Raw genomic sequence first — 25,411 nt, 5'->3', positions numbered from 1 at the left:
ATACCATCCTTATTTTACTTTGACCTTCTTTGCCTTTGACCAGTTCGAATACAATTTCATCGATTTCCCATTGATTTTCACCGTCTTATAAGTACGCACACGAACATAATATTTTTTCTTCGATTTTAATTTTTTAACTGCAATAGATGTTATCTTGTTCTTCTTTACTGTCTTGATCTTTGCACCTTTGAATTTTGCATTTGTGGCATATTGAAGTTCATAGCCGCTTGTCTGTGCAGACTGTTTTTTCCATTTTGCAAGGAAACTCTTTTTCTTTACAGTTACTTTAGATAGATTTGTTCCTTTTGGCACTATGTTAAATACTGCTGTCAGGGTTCCGGTATAATTACCGATTCCGGTTGCTGTAACGGTAGCCTGTCCGACATTTTTGTTGTTGCTATAGGTTAATGTGTAATTAGATGAATCAACAGTCTGTCCCGTTGTATCTGTAATGACAACTGCCGGCTGCTGTGCTTTTCCGGTATAAGTAACACTGGTAACAGATGATTTGATTGTGGATAAGGCTATTATTTTCTGTCCGTTATTATTATTATTTTTTGTAGAATTATTGTCTGTATTTTGGTCCTGATCTCCGTAAGATACGGAAACATTTGGAGAGTCAGCAAATACACGCCAATAGACAAATTTGGTAGAAGGATTTAAAAAGACAACATTTTTCAAGTTAGGACATTCTGAAAATGCATACTCATCTACAGCTGTAACTGATGCCGGTATCGTAACACTTTCTAAACCACTGGAACTAAATGCATATGCTCCGATTTTTGTAACTGATGTCGGAATTGTAACACTTTTTAAATTGCCACATTCATTGAATGCATATGCTCCTATCTGTGTAACAGTACTCGGAATCGTAACACTGGTAATATTTTTATTTTCGTAAAATGCATGACCTGCAATATATGTGACAGTGTTTGGAATATTCACATTGCCTGATGCAGTACTTCCATCAATTAAGATATTGTTAATTACTACAAACGGACTCTTTTTTGCTTCATTATCTAACCATGTTGTACCATAAAATGCCGCATCACCAATCTGCATCACTGATGCCGGGATCGTGATATTCGTCAGATTATCGCAGCTATAAAATGCAAACTCTCCAATGCCAATGACAGAATCCGGGATTGTCACGTTTGTTAAACTGGTGCATTGATTAAATGCATAATCTCCTATATATTTAACAGAATCTGGGATTGTTACAGTTGTCAGATTATTAAATCCCCTAAATGCAGCCCCGGCAATACTGGTAACAGAATCTGGAATCGTAAAATTTGTAATACTTTTATCACCTTTTACTTCTATCAATACATGATTCAGTATGATATATGGATCATCGTTATCAAACGCAGCAGACAGCCAAGCTGTTGCACTAAATGCTTCCCATCCAATATCATATGTAGCATCAGAAATTTGAATATCTTCTAACTTGTAACATCTACTGAAAGCTGAATTTCCTATCGTTGTGACAGAATCCGGAATTGTGATACCAGTCAGACTATAACAACCTGAAAATGCATTTTTTTCAATACATTTTACTGAATTAGGAATTACAATATTTGTTAAATTTTCACAATTACTAAATGCCCCTCTACTTATAGTATCAATCGAATTTGGGATCGTGATATTTGTTAATTTTTTACAACTACTAAATGCCGATTCACCTATAGTATCAATCGAATTTGGAATACTTACACTGACCAAGTTCGAACAAGATGAAAATGCATATTCCCATATTCTTGTAACTTTCTTCCCATCAATCTCCGATGGAATCACAATACTCGTCGTCTCATCATCATAATATTTCGTGATCATCACGGTTCCATCTTGTTGTACCTGATACTGATAATTTCCATACCGCAAATCATCTCCAACCGGATCAACAATATCTTCCTCTGCCGCCTGCACGATCATCTGCTCTGGTGATGCAGTTGCAGTTCCTGCCACCATGCATAATGCCAACAAAACAGATAAAAACTTTTTCTTCATATCATTCGCCCTCCTTTTTGTTTCCTATACTCTCAGAACTTTTTAGGTTACCCCAATCACGGTCATACGCACCTAAACAGCAGAGTGTTTAGGTGCTGTCTGAACAGTAACCTTTTTAGACCTCCGTTAGTATAAAACCATACAGATTGCAGACACTTCTACGATCTGTATGGTTTAAATAATTTTTCAATACTTATTTGACTTTCACTGTTTTTGCTTTTGACCAGTTAGAATATAATTGCGTGGATCTTCCATTGATCTGCACATTTTTATATGTACGAATACGCACATAATATTTCTTTTTTGCTTTTAATTTCTTAAGTGTAGCTGATGCAGTTTTGTTTTTCTTGATTGTTGTGATCTTTGCACCGTTAAATTTGGCATTTCTGCCATACTGAATCTGATATCCGGTTGTCTGTGCCGTCTGTTTCTTCCATTTTACAAGTGCCTTTTTCTTTTTCGCAGTCACCTTAGATAATTTTGTACCTTTTGGAAGAATGGTAAATGTTGCTGTCACTGTTCCTGTGCAGTTGCCAATTCCTGTAACAGTGATCGTTGCCTGTCCTACATTTACATTATTGCTATAGGTGATCGTATAATTCGATGCATCTTTCACTTGTCCTGCCGTATCAGTAACGACAACAGATGGTTTCTGTTCACCACCATTATAAACAACACTATTAACAGATGATCTTACATTCGATAAAACATATGTTGTTGGTTCTGTTGTCGTACTGCTATTACTGTCAGCAGCAGTCTGATTCTGATCCTGCCATAAAGTATGTGTAAAAGCAGTCTGATCAATTTGTGTATTTGGATTTAATAAAACAACTTGTTTTAAGTTCTCACACCAGGAAAATGCACCGGAAGCAATTTCTTGAACAGAAGCGGGGATCGTAATACTTGTTAAACTCTTGCAAGCACTAAAAGCATTCTCTTCTATACGTGTAATCGAATTTGGCAATGTAACAGATGTTAAACTGTTACATCCATTAAATGCGTCACTTCCTATAGCTGTCACGGAATCTGGAATTGTAACGGATGTTAAACTGTTACATCCATTAAATGCATCATTTCCTATAGTTGTCACAGAATTTGGAATTGTAACGGATGTCAAACTGCTGCAATCAGCAAATGCTTCTTTTCCTATAGCTGTCACAGAATTTGGAATCATAATACTTGTCAAACTCTTGCAATCACTAAAAGTGTTCTCTTCTATACATATAATCGAATTTGGCAACGTGACTGATGTCAAATTAACACAGGCATAAAATGCATTCTCTCCTATAGTTGTAACGGAATCCGGAATTTTAATACTTGTTAAACTTCCACACTCTGCAAAAGCACCAGATCCTATACGTGTAATCGAGTTTGGTAATGTAACTGATGTTAAACTATCACAATCACTAAATGCATAACCTCCTATAGCTGTCACCTTTTTTCCGTCAATTTCTGATGGAATAATAATGCTGCCCATAGTAGTACCAGCAGGAACATAACAAATCTCTATTGTTCCATCATCTAATTTAAGATAACAATCTTTCCAGAAATCACTATCCGTATCTTCTGTTGTATTCTCTGCCGCCTTCACGATCATCTGCTCCGGTGATGCAGTTACAGTTCCTGTCACCACACACATTGCCAGCAAAATCGATAATATTTTTTTCTTCATATTCTTGTACCTTTTCCTTTCATTCAACTTTCATACCTGTCCGATGTTTTTTAACATTAAGTTCTATTTCCACTTGATTGAATAGGTTCCGATATAGCCATAACTCTCAAGTTCCATATAATAAGTACCTTTTTCTACTTTTATTTTGCCCGTGTTTTTCTTTTTATTTTTTAATGTTCCATCGGTATATAATTTTAATTTTTTACCCGATTTTTGATATAATGACAAGAACATTGGATTCAGAGCACCTTGCCTGTCAATTTGTACTTTTATTGTCTTATTACTTGGAACTGTAATCTTATACCAACGAGATGTTTTTTTCTTTTTTGCATCATCACATGCAAATACACCTGTTTCTTTTTTACCGCTTTTTAAAGTAACTGCTTTTTTACTCTTATAATTTTTCTTCTCTTTTACAGCCGTAAATGTATATTGCAACTTATATGCCCCAGACTGTTTCACTTTTATATAATATGTTCCCTTTCGCACACCTGCATATGATATTCCACTCGAAAAGCTGTCACTCACTTCCTGCTTTTTACTGTTGCACAAAACGACAGAAATTCCATCTCCAGTTGCATTGATTTTTAAAAGTCCTGAAGATTTGGCATTAACTGGATAGTACGCCGGTGTTTTGTAATGACCATATCCATTCTCCCATTCTCCTGATTTCAGTGCCCTACCTGTCGTAACCGTCTTTATGTATGCTTTGACCTGAATATCTGCTGATACACTCTGATGTGTTTTATCCAGACTAAGAAGCAAGTACAACTTTCCTGCATTTTCTGTATATACAGAAAAATTCAGACTACATTTAGAATCTCTGACAGTATTTATACCATACTGCAAAACATCCTGCATACCTGACGGATTCTCTACATTACTGATAAAGCCTGTTATACTGGTTCCTGCCTGTGTAAAAATTGTTGTATCAATATTAACAGCTCCAGCTTGTGACACCTGTATCGGAATTTTGATCGCGCCTCCTGAATTTTCCTCTATCTTGTAAGTCGATGCCGTTACATTCGTTCCATCTTCCTCTGCTCCGACAAGATTTGCGGTTACTGCCGAAGTTTCTGCCGCCTGTGTTTTGATACCAGCGGCAACTGTTAATACTACTGCCATAGCCATCATAAATAATACTTTTACATATTTTCTCATAACCATATTCTCTCCTTTCATAGTTGGCTTAAATTGATTATACTACGCTGCTCTCGCCGCAAATGTCATTTGTACTAACTGGTTTTGATCTTGTCACATCTGGCATTATTTGTCATATATTGTCGTAAGTTTGTCGCAGTTTACAAGTATGCATGGTTATGTTCTAACGCCGCTTTCACCTCGCGGTACCGCTGTCTGCTCACAGGTATCTCCATTCCATTTTCCAAGATAATCTTTGTTGCCGCAAGTTCTACAATATGATTCCGGTTTACTGCATAACTTTGATGACACCGAATAAACGTTTCTCCATATGCTTCACACAATCCTGATATCCGTCCATAAATACATATGACTGCATCTTTCCTGTGGATCTGCAATTTCCGTCCCTGACTCTCGACATATGAGATTTCTTCTATTGGGAAAAAGATAGCAGTTCCATTCTGTTTTATGGAAAACAATTCTTCTTTGCCGCCTTTTTCTGACAGGACTTTTTTTACACATTTTTCTAACCGTTGTCTGTTTAATGGCTTTAACAACAGTCCATCTGGTGAGATTTCATCAAACATTGCTTCTACCTGTTGTAGATTTTCCGCTAAAAATATGATCTGTGCCATTGGAAATTTCTGTTGTATGTACATCGCAAAGTCTATCTCTGTCACCTGTTTGATTTCCATTGATAAAAAAATAATATCTGCTGTTCTTATAAATCCATCCTCTATTTCATAAAATAACTGTTTCGCAGATACATAGCCATGCAGCAAAAATTGCTTCGGGAATATCTGCCCGATCATCGTGCTTAGTTTTGAAACGGATTCCATTTCTTCGTCACATATGATTACTCTTTTCATAATTTCCCCTGACTTCTTCTTTTGCAACAATCGTTTCGCCTTTGTACCATTCTGTTTCTATATTTAAGATCTCACTGATCGCCTGTATGTATTTTTCTCCGCTTCGTTCTCCATGCAGGATCTTGTTCAGATACTGTGGCGTTGTCCCTAATGTATCTGCAAGCTGTGTCGCTGTCATGTTCCGGTCGATCAGCTTTTTCTTGATCAGTTTTCCAAACGTTGTATATCCTGCCTTTTCAAATGCACTCATACCATTCGCCTCTTTCGTTTACTCTCCTGAATAACTTTTCTCGATTGAGAAAATCCTTAATATATGTTATTTTTATTTTGGTTTATTTTTAACCCTTTCAAAAGTATATCTCTCATATCGGAGAATGTCAATATATTTTATCCTTTATAGGAGATTATAGCTTTACAAATGATATTAGCTGATGGTTACGATTTCGATATATATAATATGGAGGTACCTATGGAACTTGACACACTTGAAATTGGAAAACGAATCAAAGAAAGACGTAAAGAACTTCGTCTGACTCAACTAGATATAAAAGAAAAAACCGGAATTTCTTCCGGTAATATGAGTGATATTGAACGTGGAAACCGCCTTCCGGCAGCGAATACTTTACTACAGCTTTCAGAAGTCCTGCAATGTTCCATTGACTATCTTCTAAGAGGGAAATCTTCTATATCGGAGAATCCAACGACATCTCCGCCTACAGATCTTTCCCCACAGGAACAGGATATGTTAAAATTATTCCGCAATATTTCCAAAGACGATCAGGAAGAACTTCTGATGCTTGCTAAAATGAAATATTTAAGAATGCAAAAGGCAGCCGATTCTCATACAGATGCCTTTTAATTATTTTCTTCTTCTGGGTTATTTTTAACCCAGAACGTTGCTGCTGATCTATTCTGCTGATACTTTTCTTTTATCTGAAATGCATATCTGCATTCTGGTCTTTGTATTTTTTTCATTTCAAAATCCAGCACCTCAAAAATATCATAACCTGCCGGCACGTATCCCTGATCTGCTGTATATTCCTTATAATACTGCTTCATCTCTGCGAGCAGATCAGACGCATATGTCTTACAATCTGGATTTTCTTCCCAGAAAGATATTCTTGAAGCCTTTTGATGCAGCTGTATCCTCTCTTTTTCTGATACCTGCTCCAAAAAAATCCCATGAAGCTTTCTTTTTATGATACGCTCTGCCACAGGAGTATCTTCTTTTTCAAGCATCGATAAAAGCTGTGTGCTGCGATATGCGATCAACAGATGGATAAAGATCAGATCTTTTCGCTCCACACCGGAACAGCAGAACGGATTCAGATCCAGCATACGCAGTTCGATATGGTTGATTCCATTTTCTTCTAAATTTCTAAGCGTATTCTCTCCTTTAGGCTTTAAACGGATCGGATAATACAGTTCTTTTATGGAACTGATCTTCCCTGTAGCAAGATATTTCTTAATGCTTTCTATATATCCGTCAAAATCTGCATAGGAAAGTTCCGGTATAAACAGATTCCAGTATCCATAAGGACTGTTACGAAAAGAAGCATAGGTATTCCATTCTTCTTCCGGAACTTCCATATCTGTTAAGAAACGTTCCTCTGCCACCGGACTTGCGGCAGTCAGTGCAACGATCAGCCAGCTGTCCATCATCAATGCATCTGCTAATGTTGTATACCATGCGTTCTTCTTTGCCTGTTTATCTTTTCCGGCAAAAGAATCTTTGTAAATATCAAAAAAGGAATCCGGCAGGGAATAATTAAAATGTACGCCTGAATAGAGCATTTTTACTTTTCCGTACTTTTTCGCAAGGTATTTCCGGTATTCTGTTTTTTCTTCATAGGCACCGGTAAATTCTGCGATCTTAATCTGGTCTATGCCATCATACGCCGGTGGATTGGAATACATCCATAAAAATTCCATTCCCTCTCTCCGAAGGGCGATCTTTTCTTCTACAAGAGCTGAAAGTTCACAGATCTCATCACAGGCATCGTGTAACTGCAAATGTACACCGCTGATAAATTCCACCTGACTTTCACAGAAATCTCTGCTGATCTGTTCTTCTTCCATGACAAGATGTGGTGTTGCTGCAAGATACCCTCTGGCATCCACACGCAGAGATTCTTTTTCTATGCCAAATTTTCCTTTTAGTAATTCCTGTTTTAACTTTTTATTATCTGTCCATGCTTTCATATAATGCACATCTCACTTCTCCTAGATAGTAAAGTGAACCGAATGCGATCACAACTGCCTGTCCACTTTCTTCTAAGGCATCTTTGCAGGCATCTCTTACTGCCTGTCCTACACTTTGTTCTGCAATGGCATCTTTCCCCTGTATTCTGATCTCCCTTGCTAACTGCTCTGCTGACAGTGCTCTGTCATTCTCTGGTGTTACAGTATATATTTTTTCAAACAATGGTAACAAATGCCCTAACATTGCCGGATAAGCTTTATCTGCCATCACTCCCATGATCCCGATCAGCTTCTGATCTGGAAAATTAGTTGTTAATGTTTCTTTTAATTTTATAGCTGCGTCCTCATTATGTGCCCCATCAATATAAAATAACGGATCCTTTTGCAGACATTCAAATCTGCCCTGCCAGTTTGCCATGAAAAGTCCATTTAACAACTGTTCCTCTGTGATATGATACCCCTGTTCTCTCAAAACCCGAATCGTTTCAATGGCAACAGCCGAATTTTCTACCTGATAACTTCCAGTCATAGATAAACGAACTGTTCCTGATGCCGGATATTCATAACATAATCTGCCATCTTCCATTCTGATATGTGTTCTATCATGCACCTGTCTGATCTCTGTCTGCATCTTCCCGGCACGCTTTTGCAGTACCTGCATCACTTTTATCTTCTGATCAGCAGTTACGACCGGACATTTGTATTTGATAATTCCTGATTTAATTTCTGCTATTTTTTCTAATGTATCGCCAAGAAAAGACATATGATCCATACTGATCGATACAAATACGCTGCACAATGGTTCTTCGATCAGATTTGTTGCATCGGTACTGCCTCCCATACCGGTTTCTAATAAGACAATGTCACATTTCTGTTTATAAAACCATAAAAAAGCGGCTGCCGTATCGACTTCAAAGACTGTCGGATGCGGCTTTCCCTGCTGTTCTAAGGACATACAGGCTTTAGCAACTTCCTGCATACAGGCAGCATACGCTTCTTGCGAGATCTTTTCTCTGTTGATCTGATAGACCTCTAACGGATCAAATACCGCTGGTGAATTATATTGTCCCACCCGGTATCCAGCTTCTTTTAATACCGATGCTAAAAAACAGCTTACCGAGCCTTTACCATTCGTTCCTGCAATATGCACTATCTTTAATTCTTTCCAGATATCTCCTAATTCATACATCAGATTACGGATATTCGTAAGCCCTAATATACTTCCATATTCCTTCGCTTTTTCGTGAAACTGTACTGCTTCTTCATAATTCATCTGACCATCTCCTAAGTTCTGCCGCATATGCCTGCTCTATTGTCTATCTGTTTTTATCTTTCTGCCAATGACAATCTTACCCTAGGTATGTTTCACACCTTTGGTATCACGATTTCCAACCCGCAGGCGGTTTAATTCTAATTCTTTGCCCTTTAATGGAACAACGATATTCTCTCCTGCCTGCATCAGATAAACTTCTTCTAATTCATCGCCCATTGCAAGACGGATACCACGCACACCAACAGCGCCTTTTTTCTTCTCCGGGATACTGCCTGCCTCAATACGCAAGAACATTCCTTTCTTCGACTGCATGATCAGATGCATTTCTTCCTCATAAAAACCAATCTTGATGACTTCATCACCATCACTTAATTTTGTTGCGGCTGTTGTCCGTTTCGCCACATCAAATTCTGCGCCGTCTACCATCTTTAACATACCTGTTTTCGTTGCAAACAGCATTTTATGCAGCCGCATCTGCTCTAATGATGCCACGAATATCAGATTTTCCTCGCTGCTGTTATAATTGCTCAGGTTATCGATCGGCTGTCCTTTATCGCGGAATTTTCCATAGGGAAGATCGGCTACTTTTAACAGATGCATCTGTCCCTGACTTGTAAAAATACCAATCTTGTCTGTATTCTTACAAATGATCACATATTTATTTTCACTATCCGCAGCTTCTTTATTTCTCTCATATGCAGTCACATCGATCGTTCTCGCATAACCAAAACGATCCATTAAAAATACAACATCCATTTCTTCTACTTTCGGTTCTTCTAAGACGATCTCTGCACCGTTTTCGATCGTTGTCTTTCTCTCCTGTGCATATTCTTTCTTAAAGGCATCTAATTCCTTAATGATCACTTTTGCCATGGCAGAACGGTTATTTAAGATCTCCTCATACTCTGCTATGTTCTTAAGCGTTGTATCATGGTCTTTTAACAGGGCTTCGATCTCTAACCCGATCAGCTTGTACAAACGCATTTCTAAGATCGCTGTTGCCTGACGTTCTGTAAAATGAAGTTCAGATGCCTGTTTTTTTGATGCTTCACTCTTAAATTTGATCGCACCGGTTTCTCCTTCTACTAAACAGGCTTTTGCTTCTTTGATATTTTTACTGCCACGTAAGATCTCTATGATCAGATCGATCACGTCACAGGCTTTGATCAGACCTTCCTGAATCTCTTTCTTTTCTAATTCCTTTTTTAACAGTGTGGTATACTTTCTCGTTGCGATCTCATACTGGAAATTTACATGATGGCGGATAATCGGCACAAGTCCCATCGTTTCCGGTTTTCCCTCTGCAACTGCAAGCATATTTACACCAAAGGTATCTTCTAATCTTGTCTTTTTATAGAGCAGATTGCAAAGCTGTGTGGCATTTGCCCCTTTTTTCAGTTCAATGACGATACGGATTCCCTCTTTTGAGGACTGGTTTGAAATATCTACAATATCTGTCGTTTTCTTAGTTTCTACCAGATTGTATACATCATTTAAGAACTTACCGATGCCGGCACCGATCATCGTATACGGGATCTCTGTAATGACAATACGTTCTTTGCCGCCTTTGACCTGTTCGATTTCAATCCTGCCGCGGATCTTGATCTTGCCCATTCCGGTAGAATAGATCTGTAACAGATCATCTTTATTGACAACAATTCCCCCTGTCGGAAAATCCGGTCCACTGATATACTGCATCATCTGTTCGGTATTGATATCAGGATTTTTCATATAGGCTTTCACGCCTTCAATCACTTCACCAAAATTATGCGGTGGAATACTTGTCGCCATACCGACTGCAATTCCTTCTGCTCCATTGATCAGGATATTCGGCACTTTTACCGGAAGTACAAGCGGCTCTTTTTCTGTTTCATCGAAGTTTGGTCCAAAATCCACAACATCTTTATCTAAATCCGCAAGGTAAGCTTCCTGTGTGATCTTTTCTAAGCGTGCTTCGGTATAACGCATTGCAGCCGCTCCATCTCCTTCGATCGAGCCAAAATTACCATGTCCGTCTACTAATGGCATTCCCTTTTTAAATTCCTGTGCCATGACTACAAGTGCATCATAGATCGAGCTGTCTCCATGCGGGTGATATTTACCCATCGTATCTCCGACGATACGGGCACATTTACGATATGGCTTATCATAACGTATGCCAAGTTCATACATATCATATAAAGTTCTGCGCTGTACCGGCTTTAATCCGTCACGCACGTCCGGCAGTGCTCTTGCGATAATAACACTCATTGCATAATCAATATAAGATTTCTGCATAATCTCCGAATATTCTGTGCGGAGAATCTGTTCTGTTTCACTCATTTTTGTTATCCTTTCTGGTAACTATTCCGTACATTTACAATCACTCTTTATATATCTAATTCCGCATCTCTTGCATGTTCATAAATAAATGCTTTTCTCGGTGGAACATCTGTACCCATTAACATTTCTGTTACGTCAGATGCCATTCTTGCATCTTCGATCTCCACTTTCTTTAAGATCCTGCGCTTAGGATCTAGCGTAGTTTCCCACAACTGTTCTGCGTCCATTTCTCCTAAACCTTTATATCTTTGCAGGGTAAAACTGCCTTTATGTGTTTTACGGTATTTTTCTAAAGCGGCATCATCATAGAGATATTCTTCCTGCCCTTTTGATGGGATCGCTTTGTATAAAGGCGGCATGGCAAGATAGACATGTCCCTCAAAGATCAGTTCCGGCATAAAACGGTAAAACAATGTCAAAAGCAAGGTTGAAATGTGTGCACCGTCTACATCGGCATCTGCCATAATGATGATCTTGTCATAGCGGAGTTTTGTAATATCAAAATCATTGCCATATCCTTCCGAAAATCCACAGCCAAACGCATTGATCATTGTCTTGATCTCAGCATTTGCAAGCACTTTGTCAATACTTGCTTTTTCTACGTTCAAAATCTTACCACGGATAGGCAGAATTGCCTGAAAATTACGGTTTCTGGCTGTTTTTGCAGAACCGCCCGCAGAATCTCCCTCTACGATAAATATTTCACAGATTGAGGCATCTCTGCTCTCACAGTTGGATAATTTACCATTGGAATCAAAAGAGAATTTCTGCTTTGTCAGAAGATTCGTCTTTGCTTTTTCTTCTGTCTTACGGATCTTTGCAGCTTTTTCCGCACAGCCGATCACCGCTTTTAATGTATCTAAATTTTTATCGAAGAAAAGCTGGATCTCATCTCCGGTCACTTTTCCTGCTGCCCTTGCTGCGTCCTGATTATCTAACTTTGTCTTGGTCTGTCCTTCAAACCTCGGTGCAGGGTGCTTCACTGATACAACTGCTGTCATGCCGTTTCTGACATCTGTTCCGGTAAAATTCGCATCTTTTTCTTTTAAGATGCCAAGTTCCCTTGCATACTGGTTAATGACCGTCGTAAATGTCGTTTTAAAGCCGGTCAGATGCGTACCGCCTTCTGCATTATAGATATTGTTGCAGAATCCTAGTACATTTTCATGGAATTCATTGGTGTACTGGAAAGCTGCTTCAACGGTAATGCCTTCACTTTCTCCTTTAAAATATACAATATCGTGTATGACCTCTGCATTCTTGTTCAGATCCTTTACAAATCCACGGATTCCTTCTTCCTCATGGTATACGATATGCTCTGTTTCCCCGCCACGTTTATCTTCATATATGATCGTCAGTTCTGGATTTAAATAGGCTGTTTCATGCAGTCTGCTTTTGACCTCATCTTCTTTAAATCTCGTTTTTTCAAAAATCTCAGGATCCGGAAGAAAATTGATCTTTGTTCCTGTTTTCTTCGTCTTAGCGATCTTAGGCAGCAGACCATTTTCTAATTCTACTACTGCTACGCCTCTTTCATAACGGTCATGGTGTACATAGCCTTCTCTGCTGATCTCCACGTCCATATAGGTAGAAAGTGCATTCACGACAGAAGAACCTACGCCATGCAGACCTCCGCTCGTCTTATAGACAGAATCATCGAATTTACCACCTGCATGTAATGTAGAGAATACAACACGCGCTGCTGATACCCCTTTTGCGTGCATTCCGACCGGTATTCCCCGTCCATTATCCACAACTGTACAGGAACCGTCTTTTTCTAACGTAACTGCTATCGTATCACAAAATCCTGCTAAATGTTCATCTACTGCGTTATCTACAATCTCATAGATCAAATGATTCAAGCCTTTTCTCGATACACTTCCTATATACATTCCCGGTCTTTTCCGGACAGCTTCAAGCCCCTCTAATACCGAAATGCTGCTTGCATCATATGTATTACTCTTTGCCATTTCATTCTTCCTTTCTGAATTTCTGCAACTTTCCTTCCCATTTATGCAGAAACAGTACTTATCCTATTTTGACACTTACATCATCTTACCACAGAACATATATTCTGTCACCCAAAAAATGTATTTTTTTCAAAGAAAAACACCAGACTGTCGTGTCTGATGTTTTTTCGTCTTTCTCTTATGCTCTAAGTTTACTCCTCCGTATCCCGTCCCCTGCGCATCAGATTCGTCCCTTTCTGGTACGACATATGTGATAAGACCATGATCGCAATTTTAAATGTCATGGCATCTTCAAACTTACGGATATCAAGTCCGATCGCTTTTTCAAGTCTTTCTAAACGATAGACTAACGTATTCCGGTGCACAAATAACTGTCTTGCCGTTTCTGAAATATTTAAGTTATTTTCAAAGAATTTCTGGATCGTCACGACATTTTCTTCGGTAAATACATCCGGTATCTCGTCTCCGAATACTTCTTTTATGAACATTTCACAAAGACTCATCGGGATCTGGTAGATCAGCCGTCCGATACCAAGCCTGCTGTATGAGATTGTTTCTTTCTCAACATAAAAAATCTTTCCGACCTCGATCGCCATTTTTGCTTCCTGATATGACCTTGAAATATCCTGAAGATTCACCACCCGGTTCCCGTAACCGACACGTACACGTACCATGGCTTCCGTCTGCAGGTTATCCCGCATCACTTTGGCGATCTGCTCTAAGTCTTCTTCCTCTTTTAAGCCTCGTACATCTTTTACAATAATGATGTTCTGCTCGTCTACTTCCGTAATAAAATCTTTCGTTGAAGTTCCAAACATACTCCGTACCAATTCCATGATATTTGCATCTTTTTTGCCCTCGATCTCGATGACAAATACGACACGTTCTGTCTGCTCGATATGGAACTTTCTAGCCTTGTTATACATATCGACCACCAGCATATTGCCAAGCAGTATGTTCTGCATAAAATTATTCCGGTCAAACTGCTCCCTGTAGGCTTCTGCTAAATTACGGATCTGACATACCGCTAACTTTCCTACCATATAAGCTTCTTCTGTTGATGATTTCACCAAAAGAATATAGTTCACTTCATCTTCGACAAATACTTTAAAAAAATGCGAACCGGCAAGCATCTGGCTTTCTGCCATGGAATCTGAAAAATTGACAACTGCTGCCTCTAAATCTTCTCTCTGGTCAAATGTAGCTGCTAACAGTTTGCCTCTTTCATTATAAAGTGCCATATCTATTCTGGAAATCTCTTTCATTTCCTCTAATGTCAGTTGTATTCTATGATTCGATAACAAATGCTTCCACCTTCCTGTTTATATCAGCTTTCCCATTAACTGAAAGCCGCCTTTTATTAACGTTTTTCGTCCTTCCCTATAATGTAACAAAGCCGGGCGTAGTAAATACGCCCAGCCTGATATGTACACCTGTAAGCACAGATTAGTTTGTAATTGTTAATTCTGTTTCTTTATCAAATACATGGATCTTCTGAGAATCCATAGCAAGTTTGATATGATCACCAAGACGAGCCGGTGTTCTTGAATCAACTTTAGCACACATATTTACATCACCAAGTTTAAAGTACAAGATAACCTCTGAACCTAATAATTCATATCCTGTTACATCTGTTTCAATTGTGCTGTCTTTATGTGTTTCAAGTTCGATCGGGGAATCTCCTAAATCATCCGGTCTGATACCAAGTACTACAGTCTTTCCATTGTAACCGCCATCTGCTAATTTCTTAGATTTTGCCGGTGGTAATGTTACTGTAAATTTATCGAATGCTAATGTAGCTTTATCTCCCTCGATCTTACATGTTGCATCGATAAAGTTCATCTGTGGAGATCCGATAAATCCGGCTACGAATAAGTTCTGTGGCTCATTGTATAATTTGATTGGAGAATCAACCTGCATGATGTCACCATCTTTTAATACAACGATTCTTGTTCCTAATGTCATAGCTTCTGTCTGATCATGTGTTACATAAATGATCGTTGCGCCTAATCTCTGATGTAATGCAGAGATCTCAGAACGCATCTGTACTCTTAATTTTGCATCAAGGTTAGATAAAGGTTCGTCCATTAAGAATACCTTAGGATTACGAACGATCGCACGTCCCATAGCAACACGCTGACGCTGTCCACCGGATAAAGCCTTTGGCTTACGGTCTAATAATTTGTCAAGATCAAGGATTTTTGCTGCTTCTTCAACTTTTTGTTTGATCTCAGCCTTTGGAACTTTTCTTAATTTTAATCCAAATGCCATATTATCAAATACTGTCATATGTGGATATAATGCGTAGTTCTGGAATACCATTGCGATATCACGGTCTTTTGGTTCTACATCGTTCATGATCTTTCCATCAATAGAAAATTCTCCACCGGAGATTTCCTCAAGTCCTGCGATCATTCTTAATGTAGTAGATTTTCCACATCCTGAAGGTCCTACAAAGATGATAAATTCTTTATCTTCAACTTCAAGATTGAAATCTTTCACTGCTTCAAATCCGTTTGGATATACTTTGCGAATATGCTTTAATGATAAACTTGCCATTTCTATTCTTCCTCCTAAAATAAGTCTCTTCACTAATTGATGTTATTACTTTAACAGACCTTGTTTCTTTTTGCTATCCGAGAACTACACAAAATCTGGTGTATTTTCTTGTAACATCGACGAAGATACCACAAAATGCACTTTCCATTCGTCAACCTGACCAATCCAAATCCCTTTTCTGTACAATCTGCCTAAATTATATACATTTTATCACGATTACTGCTTTCCGGTACTGCCAAATCCACCACGGTTTTTTCCGTCTAAATGTACACATTCTTCAAATAAGATCTGCGGCTGGTTTTCAACGATACGGAACTGGCAGATCCTGTCATTCTTCTCGATCACCGTATCTCTTGTCGCATAAGCCGGCAGACGCCACATATCATCATCACCACAGTAAGAACCGTCAATGATACCGCAGCTGTTTGTCTGTAAGATACCATAGTTCTTAAATGTAGAACTTCTCGGTACAACATGTGCTTCATACCCTTTTGGCAGTTCCATCGCTACCCCTAACGGTATCAGTTTAAACTCACCTGCTTTCAACTCCACACGTTCAGATGCACGAAGATCGATCCAGTCGGATTTACCGTCTATATAACATAATCTTTCGATCTCATCTGTAAAATATTTGATCTTGATTTTTTCCATTTTGTGATCACTGCTCCCATTTCAAATTCTGATGTTCCATGCGTTTATCCCGAAGCATCAGCTCTTTTACTGCTTCTTTTGCTGTTTTTCCTTCAAATAATACCTTGTTGACCTGTTCGATGATCGGCATGGATACTTCATACTTCTGCTCTAATGCGATCGCTGCTTTTGCAGAATACACACCTTCTACGACCATCTTCACTTCATCCATCGCTTCCTGCATCGTATAGCCTTCTCCGATCAGCATACCGGCTTTACGGTTTCTCGAATGTCTGCTTGCACAGGTCACGATCAGATCACCCATTCCTGTTAATCCGTTGATTGTTTCGATATTCGCTCCCATCTTAACAGCAAGTCTTCCGATCTCTGCGATCCCTCTTGTGATCAGGGCAGCTTTTGTATTATCTCCATAGCCTAAACCATCAGCCATGCCCGCTGCAAGTGCGATCACATTTTTTAGGGCTCCGCCTAATTCCATGCCAAGGATATCCGGACTTGTATACACGCGGAATACTTCATTCATAAAAATGCTCTGTACATACTCTGCTGTCTGTCTGGTATGCGCACCTGCCACTAAAGTGGTCGGCAGTTTTGCCCCTACTTCTTCTGCATGGCTGGGGCCGCATAAAACAGCTACATCAGCTGCCTTGATCTCCTGTTCGATAATATCTGATAATGTCATCAGTGTGTGTTCTTCGATTCCTTTTGCTACACTGACAATGATCTGTCCTTCTTTTACAAATGGTGCCATGGACTTTGCTGTACTTCTGGTATATGGAGATGGTACCGCTAAAACCACCATATCCATGCCCCCGACCGCTTCTTTCAGATCACAGGTAAATGTGATCGTATCTGCTAACTTCACACCCGGAAGTTTGTCGACATGCTCATGCTTTTCTTTTAACATGGCAATCTCTGCTTCTACGATCGACCAGACTTTCACACAATGTCCATTGCTCTCTAATACGGTTGCAAGCGCACAGCCCCAGCTTCCAGCCCCGATAATCCCTACATTTGCCATTATTTTTCCGTTCCTTCCTCTTTCTTTTTTAAGCTGAATTTATTTTCAGTGCCATTTAAAAGACGTTTGATATTCTCATGATGCCGCACAATCCCAAGCAGCATGATCGCTGCTGCAAGAATATAGATCTCTGTCTTATAAGCAGTTGTCACATCAAGCCAGCCCAGTTCCCCAAACACGACCGTCTGTATAAAAAAGCTGATCAATCCAAGGATCGAGCCTAAAGATACATATTTTGTAAGTATGACTGTCACGATAAATATTGACAGACCGATCGGTACTTCGATCGGGCAGAAAGCGATCATCAGTGCCCCTGTACAGGCAATTCCCTTTCCACCTTTTTTCTTTTCCCCTTTCCGTAAACACATATAAAACGGAAAATTATGTCCAAGGATCGTACCAAAACCTGCATACAATTCTAACAGACGTACTCCTTCCGGCTCTGATCGATGGAACAGAAGCCAGACCACAAAAATCGCAAGCAAAGTTTTTAAAATATCACCAAGCAGTGTGATAAGCCCTGCTTTCCAGCCAAACATACGAAGTGTGTTTGTCGTTCCTGCATTTCCGCTTCCCATTGTTGTGATATCTTTATGCTTTGTTTTTCCAAGCAGATATCCCGATAAAAACAGCCCGAATATATATCCGATCACGATTGCTATGATACGTTTTAAGATCATGTTACTTATCTTCCTTTCTCTCCCGGATGATAAATTTCAAAGAGGTTCCCTTAAATCCAAATGCCTCGCGTATCCGGTTTTCTAAATATCTCGTATATGAAAAATGCATCAGTTCTTTATCGTTGACAAATATAACAAATGTCGGCGGTTTGACTGCCACCTGTGTCACATAGTAGATCCTTAAACGTTTTCCTTTATCAGAAGGCGGCTGCTGCATCGCAACTGCTTCTGTAACGATCTCATTTAACACACCGGTTGCCACACGCATGGAATTGTTTTCAAGGACCATCCGGATCATGTCAAAGATCCTGCCTGTCCTCTGACCTGTTTTTGCGGAAATGAACATGATCTCCGCATATGGCATAAAACTTAAGATCTGGCGGATCTTCTCTGTATGTTTGTAGATTGTCTTATTATCTTTTTCAATGGCATCCCATTTATTTACGACAATGATGATACCTTTTCCTCTGTCATGTGCAATTCCTGCGATCTTCGCATCCTGTTCCGTAACGCCTTCTGTCGCATCAATGACGATCAGGACGACATCTGCACGTTCTACCGCTGTCACTGCACGTATGATACTGTAACGCTCTAAATCCTCTTTGATCTTGCTCTTTCTGCGGAGTCCTGCCGTATCGATGAATACATATTCTTCTCCATTATATTTAATGGCAGTATCAACAGCATCCCTTGTCGTTCCTGCAATATCGGATACAATGACTCTGTTTTCTCCTAACAGACGGTTGACTAAGGACGACTTTCCTACATTCGGTTTTCCGATGATCGCTACGCGCGGACGTTCATCTTCTTCATCTTTTCCCGCATCATCCGGAAAATGTTTGATGATCTCATCTAACATATCACCGATCCCAAGCTGTGAAGCTGCTGAAACCGGTATCGGATCACCGATCCCAAGATTATAAAATTCATACACATCCGGCATAAATTTTTCAAAACTGTCCACTTTATTTACAACTAAAACGACCGGTTTTTTCGACCGGCGCAGCATATCTGCCACTTTTGCATCGGCATCTACAAGCCCTTGCCGTACATCTGTGATAAATACGATCACATCTGCTGTTTCGATCGCAATTTCTGCCTGCTCGCGCATCTGTGATAAAATAATATCTTTACTATCCGGCTCAATTCCGCCTGTATCAATCAATGTAAAAGTCCGGTCTAACCATGAAGCATCTGCATAGATCCTGTCTCTGGTAACTCCCGGTGTATCTTTAACAATAGAAATTCTCTCTCCGGCAAGAACATTAAATAATGTAGATTTGCCTACATTTGGGCGGCCTACTACCGCTACAACCGGTTTACTCATATCACTTACTCCTTTTTCTATTCCTTTAAAATCGCATCAAGCAAATCTTGCCCGCTTGATTTTACAATATCTATTTTGACTTGTAAAGCATTTTTCAGTTCCGTCAAAGTCATATCATCTAAAAAAACTTCTTCACCGCTGCGAAGCAGATTACATGGAAGTAACAGCTTATCGCCTAACTCTCTGTCCTTAAGCTGTGCTAAAAGATCCTGTCCTGTCAAAAGTCCGGAAACTGTGATCCTTGTTCCAAAAAAATGATTTTCGATCACAACGACCTGTACAGTTATATTCGGAAATTTCTCCATGAATTTTTTACTTAATCTGGTCAGTAATGAGGATGCCGACACACCCGTTGCTAATGTAACTGTCCGGCAGATGTCATCGTCTTTCTCTGCTTCATTTAAGGTTTCCATAAATTCATTCTCTAACAGCCGCATCATTCCGACACCATTTTCTAACTGCTGGTAGCCATCGTAATTATCTTCGTCCGGCATATCTTCTTCGGCTAACAGATACCACTCATCTCCGGCATGTACAAAATGAGTCTGATATTTCTCCATACAATAATCCTGCCACTTATGGATAATGCCAAGTACTTCTTTTGCATCTTCTTTTTCAAATGGCTCTAACGGATAAAGCCCTTCTCTGTACTTTGTCAGTCCGACCGGAACAACAGAAAGGCTCTGCATATATGGTATATACTCTGTCAGTTTTTGAATACTGTATTCTAACTCTGCTCCGTCGTTAATTCCTTTGCAGAGTACGATCTGACCATTCATCTCTATCCCCGCCTCTAACAGTCTTTGCATCTTATCTAATGCATCTCCTGCAAAACGGTTGTGTAACATCTTACACCGCAGTTCTTTGTTCATCGTATGCACAGAAACATTGATCGGCTCTAAATGATAGTGAATGATCCGTTCGATATCCTTATCCTTCATATTTGTAAGTGTTACATAATTTCCCTGCAAAAAAGAAAGTCTGGAATCATCATCTTTAAAATATAACGTTTCACGCATTCCTTTTGGCATCTGATCGATAAAACAGAACATACATTTATTCTGACAGGAACGGTAATCATCCATCAGTCCGTTCTCAAATTCGATGCCTAAGTCCTCCATGTAATCTTTTTCTATCTCTAATTCCCATTCTTCGCCATCTTTTTTTCTTACAACAACAGTCAGTTCCTCGTCATTGACCAGATAATGATAGTCGAATACATCCTCTATTTTTTGTCCGTTTATAGACAAAAGCACATCTCCCTTTTCAAGTTCAAGTTCCTCTGCGATGCTGCCCGGTTCCACCCGGTCTATCACATGCTCTTTTGCCATATCGTACTCCTTAACTTCATTTAATAGTAACTATTTTACAATAAAATAAGAAGAATAACAACCTTATTCAAATCTGACAGGAAAAACATTGCATATTTGCACTGCCTTTAAAAGCAGAAAGGAGCAGTCCCCTGCAAATTTTACTTTGCAAAAGTGGACTGCTCATCATTCCATCATTTTTAATAATCTGCGTCGACAGTTCCCTCAGCATCACTGTTCTGTTCTGTGACCGTCACTAAATCATCTTCACTTTCAATCACACCTAACTCGATCAATGTGGAAATGATATTTTTACAATTTTTATCAAAGCTGATACATGCTGTAGAATCAGTATTATAGGGTTCTGGATAAGAATCTCTGCTATACAGGTTATACATATTTATAATACCCTTTATACATGAATAATCTATATTGATCGTACTGACATATGTGATATCCTGATAATCCGTACCGGTACTCATATTACTAAGCAGATACTCTTTATAATTTCCTGCCTTAAGATCCGCTACAAATGCCTGATAGAGTTTTTCTGTATTTTCCTTTGAAAGATCATATCTCCAATACTCATCCGTACTGCCTCTGGTACCATCAATGTACCCTTCATCTATCGTCATCTGATCATAGTTGAACCCGAATACATTCTTTAAGTAAGCATCCGGATCTGACATCATTTCTGCAACTTTACCATATGCACTTTCCGGATCCTTTAACATATCGTCTGTTGCCGGAATCGTATAAGTCCGCCTTAATACAGAGCCGTCTTTCAGATAGTATTTGATATTTACCCATGAAACGTCTTCGTTCGCTGCTGCATAACTTTCAAATTTCTTTTTGGAATCTATGATCTGTTTGTGGATATCCTTTATTTCCTCAATCAACTGTGTATCTTTGCCACCTACCGGATATGCACAGTTAATATATGCACTTTCAATTTTATCCGTATCCGGTAATTTACTCTCCTGTCCGAACCAGTTACATTCGATACCGATCAGGACTACGAAAAACACTGCCACAAATGCACCGCACTCTATCATGCGTTTTTTCGTAAATACACGGAAACCTTTTTCTAAAAACATCTGTGCCGCAAAGAAAAATACTGCGCCAAAGATCAATGTGCTCAGTGCCAGCATGATAAATACCTGTGTTGCACCTCTGATATTAAAGATGCTGCTGAAGATCGCACCAAATAAAGTGCCACCGCATAAAGCAACACCCCAGCGGAAGAACGGACCAATCCACGAAATAGCGATCAGGTTCCCGGCTGTTTCCATATTTCTTGATTTATAGATCAGATAAGCAAAAACGATCAATACAACTGCACAGAGTGCATATCCAATCACAACATTAGCTCCTGATATTCCATTACATACCGGATATTCTCCCTGATAATCGATATTTGTCGTAACTTTTCTGCTCATATAAAATAGCGGTGATAAAACGTCTAAAGCACTATTGTTATAATCTCCCGACAAACCATAGGAAATCTGTGCCACCAGATTTACAAAAATAAATTTATATCCTACATACAAAAAGTTGATGATCAATGCAAATACCGGAATGGCAAAAAGCTGTCCGGTAAACATTCCGATAAATACTGCAAAAGTATAGAAAAAGAAACTGATGCCACATGCAAATAAAAATCCCTGCAGCAGATAGTTCATGCTGGTATATCCGCATCCTGCACTGACTAATGTTCCTGTCAAAAATCCTACAAATTCAGGAACTAATAAGAATAAAAGTCCTGACAGATAATTTGTGATAAACAGTTCTTTTCTGGTGACCGGAAGGGCATGGATCGTATTTGCAGAACGTGAGTTATACAAATACGAAAAAACCGCCATCGCTGCTATCACTGAAAAAGCGAAGAGAACCGCCGGTGATATATAGACACTTACTGCAGATATGATATCCGTTTCTTTCATTGCTGCCAATTCTTTTTCTGTAAGTCCTGTCATCATTTTATACTGCAGGGAATTATTATAGATCATAAACGGCAGTATAAACAGATTCCAGCCCATGACGATCAGCCAGATCGGCCAGAAATGGGTAAAATTTTTATTAAAAATCGTCTTGTTAAAACAGGATGTCTTTGACTTCATAATCTACTCCTCCTAATTCATAGATGAAAATCTCCTCCAGTGTCAGTGGAAGCAGATCGATCAACATCGGATGCATTTTTTCAAGCTGCTCCTTTGCTTCTGTTGGATTTCCTTTTACGATCAGTGTATAAACCCTTCCGGTATTCGACATGTGTAAAACGTCAAAGTTTTCCGGAAGTTTCGGCATTTCTGCCTGAAATGCCACCTGTATCTTGCAGACACTTCCCTGCAGTTCACTTAAGGACCGTTCAATGATCACTTTTCCTTTATGCATGATGCCCACATGATCGCATACGTCCTCTAACTCTCTTAAGTTATGTGACGAAACTAAAACAGTGGTATCACGTTCTGCCACATCTGCCATGACAATACTCCAGATCTGCCGGCGCATCACAGGATCTAATCCATCTACCGGTTCATCTAAGATCAAAAGTTCCGGTCTTGTACAGATTGCTAACCAGAATGCCACCTGTTTCTGCATTCCTTTTGAAAGACTGCGGATACTCTTTTTGGGATTGATGGTTGGGAAATATTCCATCAGGCGGTAAAACATCTTATCGTCAAATTTGGGATACATGCCCTGATAAAACCGCTTCATTTCCATTACATCTGCCTGCATGAAATAAAAGATATCATCCGGTATGAATGCAAACTTTTCTTTTATATGCGGATTTTCATATACGTCTTCTCCTGCGATCTTTACTGTTCCCTCATTTTGTCTGTAAATACCTGTCAAATGACGTATCAGTGTTGATTTTCCTGCTCCGTTTGGCCCGACTAAACCATAAATAGCACCTTTTTTTACATGCATATCTGTACCATCTAAAGCACGAAATCCATCAAATTCTTTTACAAGATTATTCACTTCGATCATTTCATCTTTTCCTCCCCATTCTTCAGATTTTCCATGCGGTTTCCTAATTCTTCGACTGATGCATCAAGTATAAACAGTTCTGATACCACATCATCAAATTCTACTAATAATTCCTGTTTACGCATCTGACATACCATTGCTGTCGCAGAAGCAAATGTACCCTTGCCCTGCTTGGTATAAACATAACCTTCTGCTTCTAGTTCCCGATATGCCCGCTGTATTGTATTTGGATTAATTGCAAGACTTGACGCTAACTCCCTGACAGATGGCAGTTTCTCATCTGCCTCGATCGCATTTGACAGTAAAAGCCGCCTGATGCCATCTTTGATCTGCTCATAAATGGGTTTTGCATCTCTATAATTTAGTTGCAGCAATCTGATACCTCCTGTCTTTTTTATAATGTTTAAAGTGTATTAGTACATTTCATACAGTTAGTATAGACTGCTGGTTAAATTATGACAATAAAGATATGTGTAGGATTTTTTTAAGAATTTCTTAAGTGTTATTTTAACGCCAGCACTGCCGCTAAATTCCCGCGTTTTCCATGACTTGCCCGATGTGAGAATAACAGCTTCGGATTGCAGCAGGTGCAGACATTCGTTACGGAAATATGCTCTTTTAAAACACCTGCTTCTTCTAAAACGATCTCATTTGCCCTCCAGAGATCCAGCTGGTATTTTCCATTGCCCTTACCGATCAGGATCTCATTTTCCCGTCCTGCAAATTCTGTACAAAATGCATCTGCCACATCTTCGCTGACTTCGTAACAGTCCTGACAGATTGAAGGTCCGATCGCACAGATGACTTCTGACGGTTTGGTGTCAAACTCCTGCTGCATTTTATCTATGGTCACTTTTCCCATGCGTCCGACCGTTCCCCTCCAGCCTGAATGGCTGAGTCCAATGGCATGATGCACAGGATCAACAAAATATAATGGTACGCAGTCTGCATAAAATGTGATCAGCGTAACACCGCTTTCATTCGTGATCAGACCGTCAATGTCCGTATATTTCCGCTCACTGAACCTGCTATGACAGATATCCTCTTTTCCGACACGCAAAACGTTTGTCGTATGCGTCTGGTCGGAACTTACAAAACTTCCATTATCTACCTGCAATGCATTTGCCAATCTGCGGTAATTTTCCCTGACTGCATCTTCCCTGTCACCTCTGGTAAAACTCAGATTTAAGCTGGAAAAGATTCCCTCACTCACACCACCTGCCCTTGTGGTAAATCCATGCTTTACCATACCGGTCTGTTCTAATTTTTCATAATAAAACAATGGAAAATCAATCTGATCCTCAAGCAAAATATGCTTAAGAGCCGGTATCTGACCGGCTGTCTGATCTTTATATCTGATTGCTTCTGCTAATTCCATTTCCTCTATTGACATATGATACATTCCTCTTATCAT

The 25,411-nt window shown here is 39.4% G+C and carries 21 protein-coding genes; 1 reads left to right on the top strand and 20 read right to left on the bottom strand.

Annotated features, from left to right (window positions below):
• Positions 1-9: 9 nt before the first annotated feature.
• From H8S17_RS10390 to H8S17_RS10370, 5 genes are all read right to left on the bottom strand, one after another.
• Positions 10-2,007 carry a leucine-rich repeat domain-containing protein gene (locus tag H8S17_RS10390; protein WP_186867257.1) on the bottom strand — a complete coding sequence of 666 codons (1,998 nt, stop codon included), beginning with the start codon at positions 2,005-2,007 and terminating at the stop codon, positions 10-12.
• Between the two features lie 193 nt (positions 2,008-2,200).
• Positions 2,201-3,679 carry a leucine-rich repeat domain-containing protein gene (locus H8S17_RS10385; protein ID WP_186867256.1) on the bottom strand — a complete coding sequence of 493 codons (1,479 nt, stop codon included), beginning with the start codon at positions 3,677-3,679 and terminating at the stop codon, positions 2,201-2,203.
• Between the two features lie 63 nt (positions 3,680-3,742).
• Complete coding sequence (locus tag H8S17_RS10380; protein WP_186867255.1) at positions 3,743-4,840, bottom strand: PPC domain-containing protein; 1,098 nt, start codon at positions 4,838-4,840, stop codon at positions 3,743-3,745.
• A 140-nt stretch (positions 4,841-4,980) separates the two neighbouring features.
• On the bottom strand, positions 4,981-5,688 hold the full coding sequence (locus H8S17_RS10375; protein WP_186867254.1) for a LytR/AlgR family response regulator transcription factor: 708 nt from the start codon (positions 5,686-5,688) through the stop codon (positions 4,981-4,983).
• Positions 5,666-5,938, bottom strand: coding sequence for a helix-turn-helix domain-containing protein (locus tag H8S17_RS10370; RefSeq protein WP_186867253.1), 273 nt, complete (start codon positions 5,936-5,938; stop codon positions 5,666-5,668). Before H8S17_RS10370 ends, H8S17_RS10375 begins: the two co-directional genes overlap by 23 nt.
• A gap of 219 nt (positions 5,939-6,157) precedes the next feature.
• On the opposite strand from H8S17_RS10370, the gene H8S17_RS10365 reads away from it, so the two are divergent.
• Positions 6,158-6,547, top strand: coding sequence for a helix-turn-helix domain-containing protein (locus H8S17_RS10365; protein ID WP_178051832.1), 390 nt, complete (start codon positions 6,158-6,160; stop codon positions 6,545-6,547).
• On the opposite strand, the gene H8S17_RS10360 is transcribed toward H8S17_RS10365, so the two are convergent.
• From H8S17_RS10360 to pgeF, 15 genes are all read right to left on the bottom strand, one after another.
• Positions 6,544-7,890: a glutathione synthase gene (locus H8S17_RS10360; protein WP_243238058.1), complete on the bottom strand. Its 1,347-nt coding sequence runs from the start codon at positions 7,888-7,890 to the stop codon at positions 6,544-6,546. The two genes, H8S17_RS10365 and H8S17_RS10360, sit on opposite strands and share 4 nt — an antisense overlap.
• Positions 7,871-9,163, bottom strand: a complete 1,293-nt coding sequence (locus tag H8S17_RS10355) for a bifunctional folylpolyglutamate synthase/dihydrofolate synthase (protein WP_186867251.1) — start codon at positions 9,161-9,163, stop codon at positions 7,871-7,873. Before H8S17_RS10355 ends, H8S17_RS10360 begins: the two co-directional genes overlap by 20 nt.
• An 81-nt stretch (positions 9,164-9,244) precedes the next feature.
• Positions 9,245-11,485, bottom strand: a complete 2,241-nt coding sequence (locus H8S17_RS10350) for a DNA gyrase/topoisomerase IV subunit A (RefSeq protein ID WP_186867250.1) — start codon at positions 11,483-11,485, stop codon at positions 9,245-9,247.
• Positions 11,486-11,532: 47 nt separating this feature from the next.
• Positions 11,533-13,455 carry a DNA gyrase/topoisomerase IV subunit B gene (locus H8S17_RS10345; RefSeq protein WP_178051828.1) on the bottom strand — a complete coding sequence of 641 codons (1,923 nt, stop codon included), beginning with the start codon at positions 13,453-13,455 and terminating at the stop codon, positions 11,533-11,535.
• A 191-nt stretch (positions 13,456-13,646) separates the two neighbouring features.
• Positions 13,647-14,759: a PucR family transcriptional regulator gene (locus H8S17_RS10340; protein WP_186867249.1), complete on the bottom strand. Its 1,113-nt coding sequence runs from the start codon at positions 14,757-14,759 to the stop codon at positions 13,647-13,649.
• 142 nt (positions 14,760-14,901) lie between these two features.
• Positions 14,902-16,014: an ABC transporter ATP-binding protein gene (locus H8S17_RS10335; RefSeq protein ID WP_186867248.1), complete on the bottom strand. Its 1,113-nt coding sequence runs from the start codon at positions 16,012-16,014 to the stop codon at positions 14,902-14,904.
• 216 nt (positions 16,015-16,230) lie between these two features.
• Positions 16,231-16,665 carry a dUTP diphosphatase gene (locus H8S17_RS10330; protein ID WP_186867247.1) on the bottom strand — a complete coding sequence of 145 codons (435 nt, stop codon included), beginning with the start codon at positions 16,663-16,665 and terminating at the stop codon, positions 16,231-16,233.
• A gap of 7 nt (positions 16,666-16,672) precedes the next feature.
• Entirely contained in the window at positions 16,673-17,686 is a 1,014-nt protein-coding gene (locus tag H8S17_RS10325; protein WP_186867246.1) for an NAD(P)H-dependent glycerol-3-phosphate dehydrogenase, read from the bottom strand.
• On the bottom strand, positions 17,686-18,366 hold the full coding sequence (locus H8S17_RS10320; protein WP_186867245.1) for a glycerol-3-phosphate acyltransferase: 681 nt from the start codon (positions 18,364-18,366) through the stop codon (positions 17,686-17,688). Before H8S17_RS10320 ends, H8S17_RS10325 begins: the two co-directional genes overlap by 1 nt.
• Before the next feature lies 1 nt (position 18,367).
• Positions 18,368-19,693, bottom strand: coding sequence for a ribosome biogenesis GTPase Der (der, locus tag H8S17_RS10315; RefSeq protein WP_186867244.1), 1,326 nt, complete (start codon positions 19,691-19,693; stop codon positions 18,368-18,370).
• A gap of 17 nt (positions 19,694-19,710) precedes the next feature.
• Entirely contained in the window at positions 19,711-21,024 is a 1,314-nt protein-coding gene (locus tag H8S17_RS10310) for a DUF512 domain-containing protein (RefSeq protein ID WP_178050310.1), read from the bottom strand.
• Positions 21,025-21,203: 179 nt separating this feature from the next.
• Positions 21,204-23,123: an ABC-2 transporter permease gene (locus H8S17_RS10305; RefSeq protein ID WP_186867243.1), complete on the bottom strand. Its 1,920-nt coding sequence runs from the start codon at positions 23,121-23,123 to the stop codon at positions 21,204-21,206.
• The gene (locus H8S17_RS10300; RefSeq protein ID WP_186867242.1) at positions 23,098-23,997 is read right to left on the bottom strand and encodes an ABC transporter ATP-binding protein; all 900 of its coding nucleotides are present in this window, start codon (positions 23,995-23,997) and stop codon (positions 23,098-23,100) included. The genes H8S17_RS10305 and H8S17_RS10300 overlap by 26 nt, the downstream gene beginning before the upstream one ends.
• Positions 23,994-24,371, bottom strand: coding sequence for a GntR family transcriptional regulator (locus tag H8S17_RS10295; RefSeq protein WP_186867241.1), 378 nt, complete (start codon positions 24,369-24,371; stop codon positions 23,994-23,996). The genes H8S17_RS10300 and H8S17_RS10295 overlap by 4 nt, the downstream gene beginning before the upstream one ends.
• 128 nt (positions 24,372-24,499) lie before the next feature.
• Positions 24,500-25,390 carry a peptidoglycan editing factor PgeF gene (gene pgeF, locus H8S17_RS10290; protein ID WP_243238054.1) on the bottom strand — a complete coding sequence of 297 codons (891 nt, stop codon included), beginning with the start codon at positions 25,388-25,390 and terminating at the stop codon, positions 24,500-24,502.
• Positions 25,391-25,411: the final 21 nt, after the last annotated feature.

The sequence above is a fragment of the Roseburia zhanii genome (assembly GCF_014287635.1).
Lineage (GTDB): Bacteria > Bacillota > Clostridia > Lachnospirales > Lachnospiraceae > Roseburia_B > Roseburia_B zhanii.
Note: the sequence above shows the minus strand (reverse complement) of the source record. Positions and strands in the feature narration are given on the sequence as shown.